8 protein-coding genes are annotated in these 24810 nt (G+C 46.1%); 5 read left to right on the top strand and 3 right to left on the bottom strand.

Translation table 11 applies throughout. The features are described from left to right. The first annotated feature begins 2 nt into the window (after positions 1-2). Complete coding sequence (locus tag PNC201_RS20660) at positions 3-1241, top strand: ATP-binding protein (protein ID WP_102058267.1); 1239 nt, start codon at positions 3-5, stop codon at positions 1239-1241. Positions 1242-1366: 125 nt separating this feature from the next. On the opposite strand, the gene PNC201_RS20655 is transcribed toward PNC201_RS20660, so the two are convergent. Genes PNC201_RS20655 through PNC201_RS20645 form a run of 3 tightly spaced genes read right to left on the bottom strand, consistent with a single transcriptional unit; the run spans position 1367 to position 6172 of the window. Beyond that, entirely contained in the window at positions 1367-2569 is a 1203-nt protein-coding gene (locus PNC201_RS20655; protein ID WP_233525257.1) for an MFS transporter, read from the bottom strand. 36 nt (positions 2570-2605) lie between these two features. Further along, the gene (locus PNC201_RS20650) at positions 2606-4357 is read right to left on the bottom strand and encodes an ABC transporter ATP-binding protein (RefSeq protein ID WP_102058266.1); all 1752 of its coding nucleotides are present in this window, start codon (positions 4355-4357) and stop codon (positions 2606-2608) included. After that, complete coding sequence (locus PNC201_RS20645) at positions 4358-6172, bottom strand: ABC transporter ATP-binding protein (protein WP_102058265.1); 1815 nt, start codon at positions 6170-6172, stop codon at positions 4358-4360. A 522-nt stretch (positions 6173-6694) separates the two neighbouring features. Here PNC201_RS20645 and PNC201_RS20640 point away from each other — a divergent pair. The 4 genes from PNC201_RS20640 to PNC201_RS20625 are packed head-to-tail and all read left to right on the top strand — an operon-like array spanning position 6695 to position 24748. After that, entirely contained in the window at positions 6695-9691 is a 2997-nt protein-coding gene (locus PNC201_RS20640; RefSeq protein ID WP_158299147.1) for a salicylate synthase, read from the top strand. A 3-nt stretch (positions 9692-9694) separates the two neighbouring features. Continuing rightward, entirely contained in the window at positions 9695-19447 is a 9753-nt protein-coding gene (locus PNC201_RS20635; protein ID WP_102058263.1) for a non-ribosomal peptide synthetase, read from the top strand. After that, a complete protein-coding gene (locus tag PNC201_RS20630) occupies positions 19444-23973 on the top strand; it encodes a non-ribosomal peptide synthetase (protein ID WP_102058262.1) in 4530 nt (1509 codons plus the stop codon). The genes PNC201_RS20635 and PNC201_RS20630 overlap by 4 nt, the downstream gene beginning before the upstream one ends. Continuing rightward, positions 23966-24748, top strand: a complete 783-nt coding sequence (locus tag PNC201_RS20625) for a thioesterase II family protein (RefSeq protein WP_102058261.1) — start codon at positions 23966-23968, stop codon at positions 24746-24748. The genes PNC201_RS20630 and PNC201_RS20625 overlap by 8 nt, the downstream gene beginning before the upstream one ends. Positions 24749-24810: the final 62 nt, after the last annotated feature.

The raw sequence follows: 24810 nt of genomic DNA, 5'->3' as shown, positions 1-24810 counted from the left end.
TTGTGCTAAAACTATTGCTCAGCCTCTATTTGGCTGTGTTTACCAGCATTGTCGTTATTAACCAAGTGAGCGAAGCTATTTGGTCTCATTGGGTGCACTCCGCGCCCGATGAGTTACGACACGCAAAAGCAGTTGCTAATACGCTCAAAGCGAGTATTTCCTCACACAACTTACCCCAAGAGTCGGAAACCGTGAAAATACTCAACATGGACGATGTCGCTTGGCTTCCAGAGCAAGCCCGCACTTTAGTTCAAGGTGGTATTTTAACGAGCTTTGACGATGAAGGTAGCGCATGGCTGACTTTCAAAGTACCTGATTCAACATTACTGATGCAGCTAGGGCCATTAGCACCAGCCGCTTCAGCTGCCAATAAACAATGGGTCATCAAATTGCTTTCTTATGCCGTGCTCGCATTTTTACTTATGCTGTGGATACGGCCCTTGTGGCTTGATTTATTGCAACTGAGGTATATCACCGAAAATCTCACTCAAGGTCAACTGCCCAAAGCGACCCGACATTCCCGGTTTTCTGCTATTTCAAATTTAACCGAGCAGATCCGCGATTTGGCATCTCAAGTCGCAAGGCTAATTGAAAATCAAAAACTACTCGTTAATGCGGTTTCTCACGACCTGCGAACCCCACTTGCCAGACTCAAATTTGCTTTAGCCATGTTACCAGAGCAAAGCCGTGAGCAAGCAAACGATATGGCGGATGATGTGGTCGAAATGGAAGCCATGATTGATGAAATGCTAGCCTACGCACGGCTTGAATTTGAAGTAGATAAACTTGAGGTAACACCACTGGATCTTTGCGCGCTTGTCGACGACCAGATAAACAAACTCCGTAAGCTCACCGATAAACAAATAACTCTTAATAAAAAGAGCATGCAGGTTATCGTCTCAGGTAACGCTCACTACCTCTCTCGAGCCATTCAAAATATTGTGCAAAACGCCGATAAGTACGGTCGCTCAAACATCGAAATTAGTCTTGAATGTGACAAAAGCAACGCTTATCTTCATATTGAGGATGATGGCGATGGGATCCCTAAATCTCAGTGGGAATCGGTTTTTATTCCCTTCTCTCGCTTAGATGAAAGTCGCAGTAAAGACAACGGTGGTTATGGCCTCGGGTTGGCTATCGTGCGTAAAATCGCCACTTGGCATCGCGGCACTTGCCATGTTGGGTTCTCCGAACTCGGCGGTGCTAAATTCACTCTGACTTTGCCCCGCACTTCATCTTAAAACTCTTATCATACGCACACCTGCTGACCTATGTGCGTGTATTCAAGGCATATAGAAGTTGAAGGACGCTACCCTAAGGGATATCAACGGCTAAAGAGCAAGTTACTATCCCAAGTTTTGAGTGATTAAGCGCGAGTGCGAGCTGGGATCAGAGCGACTAATAATAGCATTCCTGCTATTAGCCCATACGGCAACCCAATCTCAATTTCATAAATAACAGTTCCAATAACCGGGCCAACTACAATACCCAGTCCTTGCGCCGCTGATATCGTTCCGGCAGCCGCGCCTTGCTCATCAGCCTCCACCGAATTGGCAGCCAAAGCAGAGACAGACGGATATATCCATCCCATACCAAAGCCAGCGACACCATAGCAAACCCAGAGCAAGATAGGCGCTGATGCAAAAATCGCAGACACAAATCCAGCGGCAGCGATGACTCCGCCGAATTGAATTAGCCGCGCAGGCTGCCATTCAAGCTTCTGGAGTGCTACTTGCGCGATAATCAGTGCCACACCAACAGTCGCAAGTGCAATCCCTGCAGCACGTGCAGTGTCAGCAGGGTCAAGCTGAAGCCTATCAAGGATAAAAAAGCCAACTGTGATCTGCGCAACAGCCACACTAAAAGCTGCTATAAAAGCCACGGTAACAGGTCGACGTAGCCTTACATCCGTTAAACGAACGCGATTGTTGCTGGGTTTTGCATGTCGTTCGTACCTTGGCAGTACCCGCCAAAGAACAATCAGGGCAATAAGGGGCAACATTGCGGAAATATACAAAGGCATACTTAAGCTAAAAGGCCCAAGTAGTCCAACAAACCCAGGACCAATCACCATACCAGCCGCACTTGACGCACCAATCCCCGCCATCGCTGCCGCGCGTTGTTTAGGCACAACATGATCCGCGACTAAAGCGGCGCAAGTCGCAGGTACCGCAGCATAAAACATCCCAGCGAATCCACGTCCAACCACTATGCCTGAAAATGCAAGCACGGGCACTAATGCGGTCTGCATCGCAAAGTCGATAAAGACTGCTAAAAATGCATAGCTAATGACAAAACCTGTAAGCCCAAAGAGTATCACCGGGCGCCGACCTTTTCGGTCACTAAGGCTTCCCCAGAACCGTGCCATAATAACCCAAGCAACTCCAGCAACTGTCATCGCCGCGCCAATTTGCCATGCTTTGAGCCCAATCACATGGGCAATAGGACCTGCTAACGCAGTAAACCCCATCACAGCCATAGTGCAAACAAATGTCTCAAACATCAGCGGCTTCAGGCTAAATGCATCACCCGCCTCTGGCATCCCCTCATTGCTGGCTAAATTAGTCATTTTGCTTCCTTTTGATGATGGCAATACAAACTCCTTTTACACAAATTGCATAGCCTGCGTATTCCAAAGATATGTATAGTGCCCCCTCTGCGCTAACAAGCGATGGTGACAACCCGACTCCACTACTTTACCTTGCTCAAGTACAATAATGTGATCAGCACCCTCTATACTAGAAAGCCGATGTGCAATGGTCACCACGGTACGATTGTGCAACAGGTTATTCATGGCGATGATTACCTCTGATTGAGTAATAGGATCAAGTGAGGCTGTGGCTTCATCAAGCAGTACAATAGGTGCATCTTTTAATAGTGCTCGGGCAATTGCAATACGCTGTCTTTGACCGCCAGATAGCAATAAACCACTATCGCCTACTCGGGTATTTATGCCATTTGGTAACGTATCAACAAACTCTAAGCAGTTAGCCGTTTTGCACGCGTCTTTTACTTCTTCATCACTGGCATCTAGCCGACCAATACGAATGTTTTCAACAATACTGGCATCGATTAACTGAATATCTTGAAACACCATACTAACTAACTGATGCACGCCCTTGGAGCCAATATCTTTAAGATCTAGGCCACCGATTTTCACACAACCTGAATTAGGGTCAAAAAAGCGGGCACACAAATTTAATAATGTAGACTTGCCACTACCAGATGCACCTACAATGGCCATTGTCGTGCCTTGTGGCACACAAAAACTCACATCATCTATGACCTTTTTAGCCCCGTGTTGAAACGATACTCGCTCAAACTCTATATCAAAATTGCTTGGTAATTGGGGGCTATCTGGCTCTACCAACACAGGCTCATTTAGAATAACCTCAAGCTTGCGCTCAGACTGCATAGCCAGACGTAAAACCGTTAGATATTCGCCAACTTCTTGAAGGGGTTCAAGTAGTTTGATTAGCAGCAGGGCAAATAGAATAGTGGTAAAATCTACGCCTGAAAAACGCTGCTCGGGTAAGGCTATGGCTAGCATTATCACAAACATACTGAGCACCATATTTAGCACTATGCGATAGGTTAATACGGGGCCGGCTCCCCACATTTCCACTTGTAGGCTATGCTGCTTTGTTTTCTCTAGCTGCTTGGCAAGATGGGACAACCATGTTTGTGCTTGGTCATATAACTTGAGGGTTTTTAACGCTTCAATATAATCGGTAATAGTGCTGGCACTTTGCCGATATGATTGCTGCTTAGCGCTAGCGACTTGCACAAACTTTCGTTTCGACACCTCCATTACCCAAAATGCTAAAGGCAATAGTATCAATGCACTAAGGGCATAAATAGGATTGATAAATAACATCACCACTAGACCAATCACAGGTGTCACCAAAGCAGAAATCAGATCGGGAGCGATATGGGAAAAAATACCTTCAATTTTCTTTATATCCTCAGTGAGCATTTCTAAAAACTCACTGCTATGGGTGCGTCGCACACGACCAAGAGGCAGATGTCGTACATGATTAATCAATTTAATACGATACGCATGAACAACCTGATAACTGCCGACAAAGCTCTGATACTGGCCTATATATGCACATATCAGTTGCATCACAAAGCAACAACCTAGCGCCATCAAATAATCCACAGGTGTTGAAAGCCAAGGCATCATTTTTGGCGTGGTTAAAAACTGCTGTTGTAGCCAGTGGAAACATAACAGCAGCGGTGCAATTGCCACACTACGTTCCAACACTCGAAAAACAACGCCAGTATAAAAGCGCCACTTGCCAGAGCTTGCATGCTCTATCACACGACCAATACTCAATAATGCTTGTCTGTCCATTTAAATCTCATAATGTATAGGTTGGAAATTTGACGAGTCTTTCATCGGACTTTGTTGCTCTCCTTCGCTTTGTTGTAGCAACCAGCTGTGACGATAATAATCACAATTCGACAACAATTCGCCATGAGTTCCCTGTGAGACAATTTTCCCCTCTTTCAAGACAAGGATCTGACCGATATTTTCAAGACCTAAATACTTGTGGGTGATCACCAAGAAAGTGGTGTTTGGATAGTACGTTTGAATAGCCTGATAGAATTTAGATTGTGTCACATTATCCATTGCGGCCGCAGCTTCATCTAAAATCACCAAAGGGGGCTCGGCCACCAAAGCACGTGCAATAGCAATACGTTGTTTTTCTCCCCCAGACAAATTTTGTCCGCGTACTTGTACCTGAGTTTCGAGGCCATCAGGCAATTGACTTATCCAAAGCTTTAGTTGAGCGACCATAATAGCGCGCTCTATCGCATCGGAGCTAATATGGTTACGGCCAAACAAAATATTGTCTCGTAGGGTACCCTCAAATAAATAACACTCTTGCGTCACCACACTCATAAAGTGTGATCGGACACTGTCACTCATTAAACACACATCCTGCCCGAATAGTTGCACTTTACCTGATGAAGGAGACAATAAACCACATGCCAACATCGCAAGCGTGGATTTACCATTACCAGATGCACCGACTATAACATTCAATGAATTGGGTACTAGCTTAAAGTGCACGCCCGCCAAAACCTGATGAGATTGGTAAGCAAAATCCACGTGATGAAACTGCATCAGCGGCAACCTTTTATCAACTTTAACAGGTGTGCTAGCTGAATTAGAAAAGCGCGCCATGTAGATAGGCGTGATCCGTTTAACGCCAGCTAGTAACTCGTTTGCTTCCATAAAAAAACGACTCACTTTGATGATTGGGTTAAGCATGCCAACAGCCAGTAATATACTTAAAATAACCTGCTCAGTAGTGACACTTTGCGCACTATGTAAACTAATCGCTGCGGGTAGCAAGCAAACAAAAGATCCACTCAGCAATGCGGTGTATAACGTCCAGCCAGGTACCGTTTGGCCGGTGAGTTCGAGTACCAACTTTTGGTATTGATCCAACTTTCGATTTAAAACGGCAAATCGTTTACTGTCTAAATTATATAGCTTCATCAACGGCATATTTTTAACGTAGTCACTTAGTGTCGTGGTCAAATCCTCTGACACAAGGCTAAACCGCTCGTACTGACCTGCTGTTTTATGCATAAATAAACCACTAACAAAAAATGCTAGCGGCACAACAACAACCGCACTGAGTGCAAGCCGCCAATCTATAAATGCGATCACCGTAAAGACGACACAAGGTGTAAGGATTGCGTTAAACAACTCAACACTTTGATGGGCTATAAAGTTTTCAATATGCTCAACATCTTGCAATATATTTTGTTTTAGAACGGCGGGGTTTTGAAGACTGAACCATAGCAACGACATATTTGCCAATTGGGTTGCGAGTGTCATTCTAACTTTAGTGAGCGCCTTAAAAGAGACTTGGTGGCTGAAATAATAGGCGCCCATAGCACACCCAGATTTCAATAAAATCGCGCCACAAATCCCTGCAGCAATCCATAACAATTGTTCAATCGAAGCCGATAAAGGATTAAGTAAGGCTTGAATAGAAAGAAATAACAAATACACAGGCACGATTTCAAGCAAAGTGACAAGCACCATTAGGCTAAAAGCTATCAACATTTTGCCTTTATAAGGTGCACAGATAGCAAAAATAATTGACCAGGGACTGCAATGTCCCTCGGTTTCATGCGATTCAACACGCATATACCTACTCCTTTAAATGCGGTTAAAAATCTGTCGTATAAACTAACCCTAAGCGGTATTAAAATCGTGCAACAACGCAAATATGCTCTTGCCGATCCCATAGCTTTTAGAGATATCAGGTTTATATCAACCAAACGTGCAACTTGAACAACAGAGTCAATCATTAAAGACTAGAACAAATACCTAGTTTGTATCTCTGGTTTATGCTGCCACTTTTACCACACCGTGATTTATCTAAGCACAATAAAAAATAGCGCTAAGCCTATTGCAGCAACCCTGACAACGCTCCCCTTATCCGTTCAATATCCCCCAGATCGGAAATAAGTATAAGTTCTCTGATATCCACGCAAATTTTCCCGAAAAAATTACCGATAGGGGCATACAACAACTTTTTGGGGTGGGAACAAATTGTCCAAAAACATATTTTTTGGGCAAGAAAAAAAACTTCATGACAAATAACACTCGCAGTTGCCTCGACTCAAAAAATAAACCGCGACCGTGCTTCATAACCGGAGAACAATAGTGAAAACAACAACTGATACGCCAGTCCGACTGAAAGCTGAGCAAGACCTCTATATTGAAAAAAATATTTGGCAGCAACAAAGTCTTGGTTCCCTTGTCGCCGATTGGCGGTCTCAATTTTCAGATAACGTCGCCCTGATTGAAGGTGAAACTGAGCTCACTTACGCTCAATTTGAGCAACGCGTGATAGCGCGCCGTGCTGGATTTTGCAATATCGGCTTAAAAGCCGGCGACCACGTGATGATGCAATTGCCTAATTCTCTCGATTTTGTAATTAGTTGCTTCGCAATGTTCCAATTAGGTGTCATCCCAATTTTGGCCATGCCCGCGCAGCGTGAGTCCGATATTGTAGCGTTGTGTGAACTCAGTAACCCTGTAGCATACGTAGTGCCAAGCAGTTATTTGGGTCACGATTATATTGCCATGGCCCAACGTATTGTGTCCAAATGTTCAAGTATTGAGCATGTCTTGGTCACGAGTGATACACCAAGCGATACCCCGTATACATCCCTTTCTCAGTTAGACAGCACCGAGCCCATGCAGGTTTCTAATATTGATCCAACATCCACGGCACTCATGTTGCTTTCTGGTGGTACTACAGGTACCCCTAAACTTATTCCACGCAGTCACAATGACTATTACTTCAATGCCAAAGCTTCTGCCAAGCTATGTCAATTTGATGAGCAAACCACTTATTTAGCGGTTTTACCAATCGCCCATAATTTCCCTTTGGCATGTCCCGGGATCATTGGCACGCTTTGTCAGGGTGGAACAGTGGTGCTGTGTCCAACACCTGGGCCAGACGAAGCGTTTCCACTTATAGAACAACACAAAGTTACTCACACCGCTTTGGTACCCGCTTTAACGAAACTATGGCTTGAGGCTAAACAATGGGATGACACCGATATAAGTAGCCTGCAACTGCTGCAAGTGGGTGGTGCTAAATTCACTGCCGAGCAAGCGACACAAGTGCCTGATGTACTTGGTTGTCAACTGCAACAAGTGTTTGGTATGGCCGAGGGATTACTGTGCTTCACCCGCCTGGATGATCCGTTAAATGAAGTGATGCATACCCAAGGCCGCCCACTTTGCGACCTCGATCAAATACGCATTGTTGACGAACAAGGCAACCCCGTCGCTCGAGGTAGCGTTGGTGAGCTGCAAACCAAAGGTCCTTATACCATCGCGGGTTACTACAAAGCACAAGCACATAACCAAACAACCTTTACCGCCGATGGCTTTTACCGTACGGGTGATTTAGTACGTATGAACCAAGCTGGTAACCTAATTGTTGAAGGGCGGATCAAAGAACAGATTAACCGAGCAGGAGAAAAAATCGCTGTCGCAGAAATAGAACAACGCCTGCTCTCCCACCCCTATATTGATGAAGCCATACTAGTGCCCGTACCAGACGCATATCTTGGCGAACGTAGCTGTGCTTGCATTATTTCTAGTCAACCTGTTTCCCTCAGTGAGGTTTATCAACTACTGCAAGAACAGCAGGTAGCACGCTTTAAATATCCAGATCAAATCATTTCGCTCAGCTTTTGGCCACTCACTGCTATAGGAAAGATCAATAAAAAAGCACTAATAAAACGTGCTGAAGATGAGTATGTAGAGACCACCATGAATCAGTTAAAACCAATACCCTATGTTGAAAAAACCATCTCTGTCCAGTCAACTTTAGCGCAGTTAGCCCCGAGTATTTCTGAGCTCAGTAATCATCCATTTAAAGCCGTATACGAGTGTAAATCTGCTTGGTCTGTTGGCCTTGGCAAAGTAGCTGAACTGCACTCTAACGGCAACGAAATAATCTTACAACAAGGTGAAAAGACAAAACACTTTAATGGCAAGCCTTTTCCCGAGCTGATGGCGCAGGCCCTGCAAAGTATTCAATTCGAAAACTGGCGGTTATATGGCGTAGCTAAGTTTGAACTAGCCAGCGTATTTCACGGTATTCAAACACGCACTGAGCATGAAAAGTCTTTACAATTATTTGTGCCAAAACTAGAGGTACGCCTTGAAGCAAATAAAGCGACATTGCGCGCGTTGACTGAGGCTGACCTCAAAGCGCTTGAAACATTAGTGTTAAAAGCAGATACATCATGCGTACAAACGGAGAGTACGGCTGCCTTTAAGCCTCTAAAAACACCACAGATCAACACGCAATATAAAGATGAATATAAAACATCGGTTGCTAAAGCCATTGAAGAAATTTGCAACAGGCAATATCAAAAAGTGATCTTGTCTCGCCGTATTCATGTACCGGACAGCATTTGCTTGAATAAGAGCTTCCGCTACGGCCGTTTACATAATTCCCCTGCACGCTCATTCCTCTACCAGCTAAACGACTTTTCAATTGCAGGTTTCAGCCCAGAAACCCTACTCGAAGCCAGCAACAAGGGATATATCAGCACACAGCCTCTAGCTGGTACTCGCTCACTTGGTAACTCGCCACAAGAAGAGCAGCAGCTGCGAGAAGAACTTCTTAACGACACCAAAGAAATAGCCGAGCACGCTGTATCAGTAAAATTAGCCCAAGAAGAATTGGAGCAAATATGTGAACCCAGTTCAATTTCGGTAAGTGAATTTATGGCTGTGCGCCGTCGCGGCAGTGTACAACACCTAGCCTCTCGCGTCTGCGGTCAACTAAGTAATGGTAAAAACCCATGGCATGCATTTCAAGCGCTCTTCCCTGCGGTTACGGCGTCAGGGATCCCAAAACGTGAGGCCATAGAAGCCATATTGCGCCTTGAACCAAATAGCAGAGGTTGGTACAGCGGCTGTGTAATGATTGTAGATAATGACGGGTTTATGGACTCAGCTTTAGTGCTGCGTTCAATTTATCGCGCCAATAACAGTACATGGCTACAAGCTGGCGCTGGTGTCATTGATCAATCTAAGCCTGAGCGTGAATTGACAGAAACCATCGAAAAACTCAGTTGCATCGCCAACTACCTAATTGATGAAAAAACGTTAGAAGAGGCGCAGGGCTAACACATGGCACAGGTAAAGACCCCCCTAAATAAGAAACAGCTGTTAAAACATGTACAAGCGTTTGTGCAAACACCGCTTGAAGACAAGCTAGATGCCAACCTTATTGAACTTGGCTTAGACTCAATGCATATGATGCGTTTGGTCAATCAGTGGCGAAAACAAGGCGCAAAAGTGACCTTTTCAAAACTGATTGAACAACCAGTTCTTAGCGACTGGATAACACTTTTATGCACGCAAATTGATACTGATGTCGAAGTTACTGAAGCCCCTAAACTACCCGATATAGATCCCTACGCAGAGTTTGAGCTCACTGACGTGCAATATGCCTATTGGATTGGTCGCCAAGATGAGCAAGAGCTTGGTGGCGTCGGTTGTCACGCCTATCTGGAAATAGACAATCAAGACATCGATCCAATTAGGCTCGAACAAGCTTGGCATGCACTTTATCACTATCATCCCATGCTACGTGCGCAGTTTACTGAGTCTGGTACCCAGCAAGTGCATTCATCGCTACCCACTCCGGGGCTTGCAATTAACGACTTTAGGTCACTAACTCTTGATGAGGCAACTAAAGCGGCAGAACAAATCCGCAGCCGTCTATCACACCGAAAATTAGGTATTGAGTATGGTCAAACCCTAGGGCTGGAATTGAGTTTACTTCCCGAAGGAAAATGTCGGATCCACTTTGATGTAGACCTACTGGTCGCTGACGTGCAGAGCTTAAATATCTTATTAAAAGATCTTGCGGTGCTTTATCATGGCGGTACACTCAACACGGATCCACACTGGAGCTTCGCAAAGTATCTAGCGTTTGAAAATGCACAAAATAAAGATAAGTTTGAAGCAGACAAAGCTTATTGGCAAACGCGTTTAGCAACCCTACCTTCGGGCCCACAGCTTCCCCTTCGTTGCGACCCTCGAACGATCACTCGACCAACATTTTCTCGCCGTTTGCACACCTTGAGCCAGTACCAGTGGAAGACGCTTAAAAATACCGCACAACAGCATCAAGTGACGCCCGCTATGTTGCTCGTCACTAGTTATGCGTACGTACTTGCCAAATTTAGTGCCGAGCAGAAATTCACGCTGAACTTACCTCTTTTTGATCGCAAAACTCAGCACCCAGGCATTGAAAACATGGTTGCCGACTTCACCAATCTATTGCTTTTAGATTGTGATTTTAGTGAAGCAAAAGGTTTTATTGATCATACGAAAGCAATACAAAGCCAGTTTCACCAAAACGTTGCACACAGTGATTATTCCGCAGTTCAAATCCAACGCGATTTAGTAAAACACGGTTATGCACAGGGTGTGAGCGCACCTATCGTATTTGCCTGTAACTTAGGCACCCCACTTCTGTCGCAACAAGACACGGTATTAGGTCAATTTAACTATATGATCTCGCAAACGCCGCAAGTGTGGTTAGACCATCAAGTCTATGAAGTCGATGAAGGTTTGATGCTGGCATGGGATGCTGTGGATGAGATTTTCCCAGAGTCGCTAATTGATACTATGTTTGCAAGCTATGTTGCATTACTTGAAAACCTAGCGGCAAATAGCAGTGCATGGCACGCATTACATCTTATTGACCTGCCAGAGTATCAGCAAATCCAACGCAAAGCAGCCAATAACACCGTCGCACCTTATACCCCACATACATTGCATGAAGCATTTTTTAGAGGTGCTCAGGTACACCCAGATAAGACTGCATTAATATTCAACAGCGAACGGTTAAGCTATCGCACCGTCGCTGAAAAAGCGCTACGCATAGCCGCTTATTTGAAGCAACAAGGGCTGAATAGTGCAGAACCTGTAGCCGTAACATTACCCAGAAGCGCTGAGCAGATCATAGCGATACTTGGAATACTGGCAGCCGGTGGCTGTTATGTGCCTATAGGACCTCACCAGCCTCAATCACGGCGAGAAAAGATCCATCGCACCGCAGAGGTCAAGCTAGCAATTGCTATTGGTGACGATCCAGAACATGACCCAGCAGTAAAATGTATTGATATTCAACAAGCGCTTTTAGCTGAGCCACTAGAATCAGCTGTTATCAAAGACCCTGCAAATCCCGCCTATATCATATTCACATCGGGCTCTACAGGTGAACCCAAAGGGGTTGAAATGAGTCATCAGGCCACTGCCAATACCATTTATCAGCTCAATAAAGACTATCAAATTGGCCAAGATAGCTGTGCGCTCGGGGTTTCAGCGCTTGATTTTGACCTTTCTGTATATGATATTTTTGGTTTGTTAAGTGTTGGCGGACAGCTAGTCGTTATTGATGAGCAGCAGCGCCGTGATGCACAAGCATGGCTTGAGCTGGTACATCAACACAAGGTAACTATTTGGAACTCTGTTCCGATATTGCTAGATATGCTTTTGACCACGGCGGAACAAGATAGCCGCCAACTGCACTTTGAGCAGGTGATGTTGTCTGGTGATTGGATAGGCTTAGACCTTCCTCCTCGGCTACAACATATCAGCGCCACCAATCCACCTATTATTGCAATGGGTGGCGCAACAGAAGCAGCTATTTGGTCAAACCGGTGTGAAGTTCGCTCACCACTGCCACTGCATTGGCACTCAATCCCATACGGTAAACCTCTGCCAAACCAAAAGTATCGCGTTGTTGATAAGCACGGTCAAGATTGCCCAGATTGGGTTCCTGGTGAGCTATGGATCGGCGGTATTGGTCTAGCAACTTGTTATCGTGGTGATAGCACGCAAACGGCGGCACGCTTCGTTGAACAACATGGCGAGCGTTGGTATCGCACTGGCGACCAAGGTCGTTACTGGCCTGATGGCAACCTCGAGTTTTTAGGACGCATCGATCATCAAGTTAAAATACGCGGGCATCGTATTGAGTTGGGTGAAATTGATACAGCCCTTGCCAATATTAATGGTGTTCAGCGCGCTGTTACCGTGACCATTGGCGAGCCTAAGAGCCTAGCGAGTGTTGTGGTTTTAGCTGCTCAAAGCACGTTAGACAGCGCCGCCATACAACGCCAATTACACAAGCTACTGCCAGATTATATGGTGCCAAGCCATATCGAATTTGCACCGCAGCTGCCACTCAGTGGCAATGGTAAAATAGACCGAAAAGCACTTGTCAACCAGCTGGCTGCCACGCAGCAGCAGTGTGCGTTGAGTTTAACCGCGCCGCAAACAGACAACGAAAAATGCCTTGCCAATATATGGCGGTCTTTACTGGGGGTTGAGCAAATCGGTCAGCAAAGCCATTTCTTCGAGTTAGGTGGAGATAGCTTAATTGCGACTCAGCTTATTGCAAAGCTCAAACAACAAGGTTTGGCATCTCCAAAACCACTGCCCGACTTATTCTCATCTCCTCAATTAAGCGCCTACGCAGCGCGTTTAGAAAGCATCGCGCCGATAACAAAACTCGAAATAGTGGCAGATCTAGATAATCGTTATGCACCATTCCCTCTCACCGAGGTACAACGTGCTTATTGGATGGGCCAAACACCGGGATTGCCGCTTAACTGCAGCACTTTGTATTTGCTAGAGTTGGAGGGAGAAAATGTCGATATTCAACGTATGGCAAAAGCTTGGGACCAACTGGTTGAGCACCATGAGATGCTGCGAGCAGTGATCACACCAGACGGTCAGCAACAACTGCTGTCTCATTTACCTGCGGTGTCTATTGCACAAGTGAGCTTGAAATCAGAAACCAATAATCACGCCAATGCTGCTCGGGATCATCTCCACCAGTTTTGGCGTAGAGTTTGTGAACAGGCGCTACAAAGCCACGACCAAAATGAGTCAGTGACGTTACCTAATCACCGTATTTGCGCCGTAAATTATGGTACTAATAAGACCCGTTTAGGGATCATTTTTGATTACTTAACGCTCGATGGGTTTAGCATTAAATTGCTGCTAGATCAGCTTGCAAGCCTTTATAACGATCCCGCTTATCACTTGCCTGAGATTAATGTTTCGTTTAGAGACTACGTGATCCAAGTGCAACACAATGATGCAGAGCGTATAGCTGCACAAGCATACTGGCGAGAACAGATTAATACCTTACCACCTGCGCCACAATTACCACTGGCACAAGACCCACAAAATATTACTCAGCCTGAATTTGTGCGCCGCGAAGCACAACTAGATGCGACTACTTGGCAAGCACTTAAAAATAAAGCGAGATCCTATGGCATTACCCCTTCAGTACTACTATTAACGGCCTACAGCAATGTGCTGAGACGCTGGAGCGAAGGTGATCACACGCTCAATTTAACCCTGTTTGACCGCCAAGATGTGCACGAGGATATCAATAAAGTGTTTGGTGACTTCACCACATTAGCCCCCATCGCATTTCGTAAAAATATTGGTAACTCATTATTGGTACAAGCGCAGGAAGCGCAGCTGCAAATTGCACAGGCTATTGAACACAAAGCAATTTCATCAATTTGGATCCAGCGCGAGCAAGCTCGCCATAGCACACTCTCATCAGCAGCGCTGCCTGTGGTATTTACCAGCACCTTGGGTCTTGGTGGCGGCTTGTTTGAAAACTCAAACGGCGATTTCCCCAAGATTGTACCTGGAGGTTTATCACAAACACCGCAAGTTTGGCTCGACCATCAATTATACGAATTTGATGGTTCGCTTATTCTATCTTGGGATGCGGTGGATGCACTTTTCCCAGCCGGTATGATTGATAACATGTTCAACAGCTATGTTGGTGCGCTTGAAAAGCTGTGTCATAGCAGTTGGGAAGAGGAGCTGTCCTTACCATTACCTGATGCACAAGCGCATACACGTCTCGCGGTAAATCACACCGAACGCCCACAAACACCACGCACTTTGCACCATGCTATTTTTGCGCACGCACAGCAAAACCCCGGCGACACGGCACTGGTATTTGAAAACTCGCATGTCAGTTATGCACAGCTATGTGAGCAAGCGCTCTGTATTGCAGCGCTATTGCAGCAACATCAGCTCGAACCAGCAGAACCTGTTGCAGTCACTTTGCCACGTGGCATAGATCAAATTGCGGCTATTTTGGGAGTTATGGCTGCGGGCGGTTGTTACGTGCCAATCGGGATCCATCAGCCTGCGAGCCGTCAGGCAAAAATACATCGTATAGCAGGGATCCGATTAGTGCTTACTGACAGTGATCACTTAGAAGTCGAATCCATCGAGTCAGTGATAAGGTTGGACGTGGCTACAGCAAGTACACCACAAGCAATGCCTATAGAAGTATCACCAGAACAACCTGCATACATTATTTTTACCTCGGGCTCGACTGGTGAACCAAAAGGGGTGGAAATGTGCCATCAGGCAACCGCAAACACCATAGATCAAATCAATCAACTCTATAAAATTGATAAACATAGCTGTGTATTAGCAGTGTCTGCAGTGGATTTCGACTTGTCGGTATACGATATCTTTGGCTTACTCGGTGTGGGGGGCCAAGTTGTGTTGCTCAGTGATGAAAACCGCCGCGATGCCAGCGAATGGTTACAGCTCGTGCACCAACATAATATCACTGTCTGGAACTCTGTACCCGTCCTGCTGGATATGTTGCTCATCGTTGCAGAGCAAGATGACAGGCAACTGCCTTTCAAACAAGTGATGTTGTCAGGTGATTGGATTGGCCTAGATATTCCACCGCGTTTACAAGCCAAAAATAAAGCCGAAGTTCCACTTATCGCTATGGGTGGCGCAACAGAAGCAGCTATTTGGTCGAATTTCTGTGAGGTAAAGGGCGACATTCCAGCTCACTGGAACTCCATTCCTTACGGTAAACCACTACCGAACCAAACCTACCGTGTCGTCGATGCCTACGGACGCGACTGCCCAGATTGGGTTGCAGGTGAGCTATGGATAGGTGGTGCAGGCCTTGCTAGTGCGTATCGGGGAGATCAAAAGCTCACAGCTGAGCGCTTTGTCAACCACGAAGCTACTCGTTGGTATCGTACCGGCGATAGAGGTAGATACTGGCCAGATGGCAACCTTGAGTTCTTAGGGCGTATAGATCACCAAGTGAAAGTACGCGGTCATCGTATTGAACTGGGTGAAATTGATACGGCTCTCGCCCGTATTAAAGGCATTTCTCGTGGAGTGGCATTAACCATTAGCGAGCCTAAAATGTTGGTTGCTGCACTGGTAATGGATGAAAGCACGGAACTGGATCTCGATGCAGTAAAAACAGAACTTGCTCTTTCTTTGCCAGATTATATGGTACCGAGTCACTTCTTAGCCTTAAATGCACTGCCACTAAGCGCTAATGGGAAAGTAGATAGAAAACAACTTGCTACCCAGCTTGACGACCAACTTAGCGTTGAAGTGGCTGTAACAGCGCCACAAACAGATAACGAACTTCAAGTTGCACAGCTTTGGAAAGACTTACTTGGGGTTGCCAATGTTGGCCTAGAAAGCAGCTTTTTTGCACTCGGTGGCGATTCGCTGGTCGCGACCCAATTCCTAACTCAGCTCGCCCAACAAGGGTTGTCGACCAAGCAACCTTTACGCACTTTGTTTGCCAGCCCAACGCTTGGTGCATTTGCAGCAACACTTGAGATGCATGAAGCCACACAGTGCAAGCAAATTGTAGCTAGACCCGAACATCAGTTTGAACCATTTGCACTGACTGAAGTACAAAGTGCTTATTGGTTAGGCCAAACCCCGGGCTTCCCGCTTAATTGCGGCACTCACTACTTACTCGAACTCGATAGTTTAACGCTTGATACCGAGCGAATGATGTTCGCATGGAAAAAGCTGTATGCACGCCATGATATGTTGCGCGCCCAAGTGAGCGATAATAACCAACAGGTTGTGTTGCAGCAAAGCGGCATACCAAAATTGGATATCGATCCAATGACTTACACCTGTTTAGACCAAGCACGAACGCAAATTCACGCATGGTGGCAAACTAAAAATAGCCAACATTTACATGATGCGATAACGATTAAAGTTGCAAGATATCAAGCGGGTGAAACTGAGCGTACGCGTCTTGCTTTGATGTTTAACTACATGACACTAGACGGCTATAGCATCATGTTGTTATTGCGCGAATTCGCTGCTTTATACCAAGCGCCAGATACTGAACTAACGCCACTTTCCTTAACCTTTAGAGACTATGTCACCCAAGTTCAACATAGCCAGCAAGCCATAGATGAAGCCCAAGCATACTGGCAAGAACGTTTATCTACCTTGCCGGATGCTGCGGCACTACCACTGGCACAAGATCCACTGCAAATTGAACACAGCGAATTCTCTCGCCGCAGTGCAAGATTGCCAAAAGCCAAGTGGCAAGCCATTAAACAAGCGGCTCGCTCGCAAAATGTAACACCAAGTATTTTAGTGCTGAGTGCCTATGCGGAAGTACTCGGTCAGTACAGTGGTGGCCATCCACATACCTTAAATGTAACTCTATTTGATCGTCAAAATGTACATCCTGAAGTTGGCAGTATTGTTGGTGATTTTACGTCTCTGGCCCCCCTTGCTTACCACCCTGATGAGCACATCACAATTGCTCAACATGCAAAACAACTGCAAGAGCAACTTGCTGATGTACTTGATCACCGAGCAGTTTCATCAGTGTGGGTGCAAAGAGAGCGTAGCCGAACTATGGGGCGCACCGCAGCTGCATTGCCCATTGTCTTTACCAGTACGTTAGGGATGGCTGACGACTTACTGGCAGACTCTTTCAACGAAGATTTACCACAATTTACCGATGGCGGATTGTCAGCAACCCCACAGGTTTGGCTTGATCATCAAATGTATGAGTTCAGAGGTGAGCTCATTCTATCTTGGGATGCCGTCGATGCACTGTTTCCAGCTGAGTTGCTAGACAATATGTTTAGCCGTTTCTTAACATTACTGGACGAAGTATCTATTTCAACGGATACAGCATTTAGCCACGCATTACCCAAATCTCAACAGTTGGTGCGAGACCGAGTAAACAGCACCTACGCTGAACAAACGCCTCGTACTTTACACCAGGCTATGTTTGACTATGCCCGTCAGCACCCCGATACCGTTGCGCTGATAGCTGATGAGCAAATAGTAACCTATGGCCAATTGGCAGATAAAGCACTGCGTATCGCCCACTTACTTACTCAACGAGGATTATCGCTAAGTGAAGCGGTGGCAGTGAGCTTGCCAAGAGGGGTAGATCAGGTTGCTGCCGTATTTGGCATTATGGCCGCTGGAGGCTGCTATGTGCCAATTGGTATTCATCAACCCACCAGCCGTCAAGCGAAAATTCATCGCACTGCGGGGATCCGTTGGATACTTACGAACGAAGCACACATCAACCAAGACGTTGAGCAGGGTGTCACTCGCTTCAATGTAACGGATGCAGAGGACTTTACGCCACTGGCAACCCCCTTGACAGTAGCAACAGATGCACCCGCATATGTGATCTTTACCTCAGGTTCTACCGGTGAACCCAAAGGGGTCGAAATGTGTCATCAAGCGACTGCAAATACCATTGACCAGCTAAATCGACACTATGCTATCAACAGCAATAGCCGAGTACTTGCTGTTTCTGCATTGGATTTTGATCTCTCGGTATACGATCTATTTGGCTTGTTAAGCGTTGGCGGCAGTGTTGTATTACTCAATGAGGCAAGCCGTAGAGACGCAGCTACGTGGCTTGAACTAGTGCATCAACATCATGTCACTACTTGGAATTCAGTGCCGATATTGCTCGATATGCTACTGGTCGTTGCTGAAAACGATGCACGCCCACTGCCATTTTCGCAAGTGATGCTATCGGGTGATTGGATTGGCCTAGATTTACCGCCAAGATTACAAGCCAAGACTCACTCACAGATCCCATTAATTGCCATGGGTGGTGCCACTGAAGCAGCCATTTGGTCAAACAGCTGTGAGGTAAAAGGTGAGTTGCCTGAACATTGGTCATCTATTCCATACGGTAAACCGCTCCCGAACCAAACATATCGTGTGGTAGACCCATGTGGCCGTGATTGTCCAGATTGGGTTGCAGGTGAACTGTGGATCGGCGGTATGGGCCTTGCCACTGCCTATCGAGGAGACAAAAAACTTACAGCTCAGCGCTTTGTGATGGCTGATGGTAAGCGTTGGTACCGCACGGGTGACCGCGGTCGTTACTGGCCGGATGGCAACCTCGAGTTCTTAGGCCGAATTGATCACCAAGTTAAGGTTCGCGGACATCGCATTGAGCTTGGTGAAATCGACGCCGCCTTGGCTCAGGTTAAAGGCTTAAGTCACGGTGTTGCACTAACGATTGGTGAGCCGAAAAAGCTCGTTGCCGCCTTTGTTAAGGAAGCCCAAGCCACGCTAGATACACAGGTAATTACTGCACAACTGGAACAGCAACTTCCAGAATACATGGTGCCCAGCCATTTATTAGAACTTGAGACATTACCGCTAAGCGCCAACGGTAAAATTGACCGAAAGCAATTGCTCAATGAATTTATGGCATTGGAGCTAAAGCAAGCTGAGTTCGAGGCGCCTGAAGGTGAGCTTGAAGAACAGCTTGCAAAAATCTGGCAATCACTTTTAAAACGCCCTCAGCTCTCTCGCCACGACGACTTTTTTGCCATAGGTGGTGATAGCTTGAGCGCAACACAGCTTATCCAAACACTGCAACAACAACACATTATTCCAACATCTGTGTCACTTACAGCACTATTTAGCGCCCCAAGTATTGCCAGCTTCGCTAATGCCATAACACAAGCTTGGCGTGACCTAAGCGGCACAACCTCTGACACAGATGAACTATTTGAAGAGGGTACATTATGACAATCGCCAGTATTATCGCTGACTTCGAAAGCCGCGGCGTTTACCTGTGGGCCGATCAAGGCAACTTAAAATTTAAGGCCCCTGCTGGAGTAATGACAGCAGCACTAAAAACACAATTACAAGACAACAAAGCAGCGCTTATCGACTATTTAAGCGACCCTGTAATGGCAGCTATAGAGCCTAATTATGCAGACCGCTATCAGCCGTTTCCACTAACCGATTTACAGGTCGCTTACTTAGTTGGCCGTAACAATGCCGTTGAGTATGGTGGTGTTGGCTGTCATAGTTACATTGAGTTGGACCTACCGAATATTGATGCAAAACGCCTGCAAACGGCTTGGCACAAGTTAGTTGAGCGCCACGATATGCTACGCGCTATTATCAACCTTGATGGTACTCAACAAATTATCGCACAGGTTACGCCAAAAGCGATCCGCGTGCATGAGTTTGTAGCGCTTGACCAGCAAACTCGTCAGCAAAAACTATTAGGCCTGCGTGAACAGTTGGCTCACCGCCACTATCAACCAGATAAATGGCCACAATATGACTTACACCTTAGCCAGACTGGTGAAGGGTCAATTCTGCATTTTTCTATCGACTTGCTTATCGCCGATTTTGCTAGCATTCAAATTATGCTCGCCGAACTCGGTGAATTATATAACCATCCAGAGCGTGCTCTTGCGCCTCTGGGGGTTTCGTACCGAGATATTGTTATCGCACGCAAAGCCTTGTTAGAACATCCTAAAACAGCACAGCGCTATGAACAGCACAAAGCCTATTGGCTAGAACGCATTAAAACGCTGCCAGCTCCTCCCGAGCTACCAAGAGCAAAAAGTACAGGCAACGAGGAAAGCGTCGCGTTTTCTCGCTTACATTTTAAGTTAGACCCCACCCTTTGGCAGCGCCTTGGCGAGCGAGCGGCAAGGCATAAACTAACACCTTCTAGCCTTGTATTAGCCGCATTTACAGAGGTAATTGGACGCTGGTCTCGCCATCCTAATTTTTGTTTAAACCTCACCATGTTGAATCGCGCCAATGTACACCCAGATGTCCGTGGCGTAGTTGGCGACTTTATCGCAGTAAACGTGTTAGGGGTATCGCCAGATCCGCAAGCAGGTTTCGCGAAGCGGGCAAGTCAGTTACAGCAACAACTTTGGCGTGATTTGGAACACAGTGACTTTACTGGCGTTGAAGTATTACGAGCTATGAACCAAATACAGCAAAGCAATACCATAGTACCAATTGTCTACACTAGCACCCTTGGTTTGTCAGGTGATGAGTTAGACAGCAACCAATTTATGCATGATGCACAGTTGCGTTACGGAATTACTCAAACGCCACAAGTCTGGCTTGATTGTCAAGCAACGGAGCGCAGTGGAGAGCTGATCGTAGATTGGGATATCCGTCAAGGGATTTTCCAAGCCGGTGTGATTGAGCAAGCACATCAAGCATTTTGTCAACTATTACACGAGCTGGCTAATAATGAAGCACTATGGCAGTCCACCAGCCCGGTGAGTTTGCCAAAGCAAACGCAACTACACATCACCGCGCTAAACGACACCAAAACAGAACAAGCTAAAGGATATTTGCACTCTGGATTTGCACGACATGTTCTAGATACCCCAGATCAAATTGCGGTGATCGACCAAAACGGCGAAATGACTTACCAACAACTTGCACAGTTGGCACTTCAAATCAGGCTCACCTTTGTCGACTCGGTAAAACCGAACGACCATATTGCAATCGTATCAGACAAAAGCACACAACAAATTGCAGCAGTGTTTGCTGTATTGTTTGCCGATTGTGTGTATGTACCTATTGAGGCAAAACACCCGCTTGCTCGTCAGCAATCAATCATCGCTAACTCAGGTGCCAAAATCGTACTCACAGAGTTGCAATATGCTAACCTAGACTTTGGCTCTGATGTCACTGTTATTGCATTTGATCAATTACTACCGGCTATTCCACAGCAAGACCTTCAGGGTTTATTGGAAATATTCACACAACGTCGACAGCAGCAAATTTTTGTCGAAGCCCCAGCTTATGTAATATACACCTCCGGTACGACAGGTCAGCCAAAAGGGGTGCAGCTATCGCACGGCGCAGCACTGAATACCGTGTTGGAAATTAATCGCCTGTATGATGTCAACTCGAAAGATAAAACCTTAGGACTGGTGAGCTACGGCTTTGATCTCTCAGTTTGGGATATCTTTGGCACTCTCTCAGCAGGGGCAACTCTGGTATTACCAGCTCAAGAGCTACGGGGAGATCCAAACCACTGGCATCAAGTGATCGCCAAGCACCAGGTCAGTCTGTGGAATTCCGTACCTGCGCAAATGCAAATGCTGATGACCAGTTTGCCATGGGCGGAAGATCAGACGCTCAGTACACTTAGGTTAGCCATGCTCTCTGGCGATTGGATCCCTGTCCAACTTGCAAAGCAAGTAATCCAACAACTGCCTCATGTTGACTTGATCAGCCAAGGCGGCCCTACTGAAACCGCGATTTGGTGTGTCCAGCACACAGTCAAAAACATCGCGGATGATGCTGCTTCAGTACCCTATGGTAAGCCACTAGCAAACCACCAAATCCACATTTTAAATGACCGGCTAGAGCCTTGCCCAACTTGGGTCACCGGCGAAATGTATATAGCAGGTGATGGTTTGGCATTAGGGTATTTAAACGATAAACAAAAAACTGCTGAGCTATTTATTAAACATCCACAAACAGGTGAAAGGCTTTATCGCTCTGGCGATTTGGGCTGCATTATGGATGACGGCATCATTGCCATTCAAGGGCGCGAAGATGGCCAAGTCAAAATCAATGGTCATCGTATTGAGTTGGGTGAAATAGAGTCAACTATTGCCGCACATCCAGCTGTAAAAGACGTCGCGGTGGTCAATCTATCTACTGATGGTAACTTAGCTGCGGCACTGGTTGTCAAAGAAGTAACCGATAGCGAAATCATGTTCAGTGAGTTGGGCACCTTACTTAATGACAAGTTGCCTAAATACATGTTACCGACGCATTTCTTTACCTTAGACACACTTCCTCTTAGTCAAAACAGTAAAGTTGATAGAAAACAGCTTAAAGTACAACTGACGCAATTACAGCAGCAACTGGCAACACAATATGAAGCACCATTTGACAATCATGTTGAGCAAACCGTGGCGCAAATCTGGCGTGATTTACTCAACGTGACGGAGGTATCGCGCCACGATGACTTTTTCCAACTTGGTGGTACCAGCTTAAATGCCATCAACCTGCTAAGCGCATTTCTAGCAGCCGGCTTTGATGCAGATATTGACCTGATTTTCAATCATGCCGTATTCAGCGAAATGTCCGAAGCACTGGCAAAAGCAAATGAAGCAAAACAAGCATGGCTTGAGAGTATTGATTTAAACAGCATGGCTACTGAAGCACTCGAAGGCCTTGCTGATGCCCTACCGTATGATTCGAATTCCGAACCAAAAACCCTATTATTGACTGGCAGCACGGGGTATTTGGGTAGCTATGTTTTGCGCGAAATATTGGATACTACGGATTATCGTATTCTATGCTTGATGCGCTGTGATGATATTCAGCATGGATTCTCACGTTTAGAGCAGGCCGCTGCAGAAAAAGGCCTGCCTACAGCTATACCTCACGAGCGTATTCAGATAATCAGCGGTACGATGTCCGAGCCTTACTTTGGTTTAAGCAATACAGACTATCAAGCTCTAAGTACACAAGTGGATGTGATAGTTCACAATGCATCGATCATTAACCTCATGGATCCACTTTCCGCTCTTTACCCAACCAACGTCGAAGGCGCCCGTGAAATTATCCGCTTAGCAAGCTCGCATCAAGTGAAGCCAGTGCATTATATTTCTACTATCGGAGTACACCACGCGTTACCAAGTGATGTACCTCAGCCTGTGGTAGAACATACCCAAGTGGTGCCATGGCGTGAAGTGGAGTTAACGTATGAGCAGTCAAAAATTATGGCTGAAACCTTATTTACTGAAGCGAGAAGACACGGCGTACCAGTCAATATTTTACGTCCCGGAACCATCACTTGGGCAACCACAGAAACACCCTTTATTAATGATGATGCATTCTTAAAATTTTATCGTGCTTGCTTGAATATTCACGCCTATCCTGCGTCCGAGCTGGCGGTAAACATTGTTCCCGTAGACTATGTGGCAACCTGCATCACGGCCATAGTGAAAGGTGCGACGGGCCAAAACAGTAACTTCCACTTAGTGTCAGACCAAAGTACCGATGTTGCACAGATCTATAATTGGTTTAACGAACTCGGTTGCGATATTCAACCACTTGATTTTATAACATGGAAAGACAAACTCAATGACAACTTTGTGCGCAGCTTTGTTGAGCTTTACTTCAAGCAAGGTATGGACTCAGGTGGTCACCACCAATACGCCACAGATAACCTAAAATCCATATTGGCCCAATTCAGCCTCCCAAACTTTGCGGTCAGCCGCGATTACCTCAAGCCACTTACACAGAAGTACAACAATGCTTAATACCACATACACCAACAACAGTGCCTGTTACCGCATTTTTAAAGCACGCCCCAATGCCTCTAAACGGTTAATCATTTTGCCTCATGCAGGGGGCAGTGCAAGCTACTTTCGTCACTGGGCTAATATCGCCGACTCAGATTTAGAAGTCGTGGTTGTACAATACCCAGGTCGTGAAAACCGCATGGCTGAGCCTTTGATTTCGGACATGGATCGTTTGGTCGGCAACTTGGCCACAGGACTTAAAGCAATACTCAACAAGCCTTATATCTTGTTTGGACATAGTATGGGCGGCGGTATCGCTTACGAACTTGCCATGCGCATTCAGGCCTATCGCTATCCGCCTCCAACTCAACTGGTGGTGTCTGCTGTTGAAGGACCTAGTTGCCACCATGCGACCGAAGTACACAAGGCCCCTGATGAAGTCATGCTTAATGAGCTTAAACGTCTCAATGGTACGAAGGTTGATCTCAATGCCCTTCCAGAGCTACTAGAGATGATGTTGCCGTTGCTGCGCAATGATTACCAGTTAATTGAGACTTATCAACCAAACCTTAATGCACCAAAATTGCAGCTTCCAATCACCGTGATGCTCGGGTCAACTGATACCGAGCTCACCTACGAAGAAGCCCAAGCCTGGCAACAAGTGAGTAGTCAGCCCATCAACATTGAGGTCTATGAAGGTGCCCATTTCTACTTAGCCAATCATGTTGAGGCTATTTTGACCCATTTGGGCACGCTGTTCCCAGTGCAAAAAACATGGTTGTGTGCACCTTAGTAACCAACCCCCTTGAGGATAAAGTTTGTTCAAACTAGGAGCTGCCCCACAGCTCCTTCTTC

The organism is Pseudoalteromonas sp. NC201, from assembly GCF_002850255.1.
Lineage (GTDB): Bacteria > Pseudomonadota > Gammaproteobacteria > Enterobacterales > Alteromonadaceae > Pseudoalteromonas.
The sequence above is the reverse complement of the archived record's forward strand: the minus strand, read 5'-3'. Positions and strand labels throughout refer to the sequence as shown.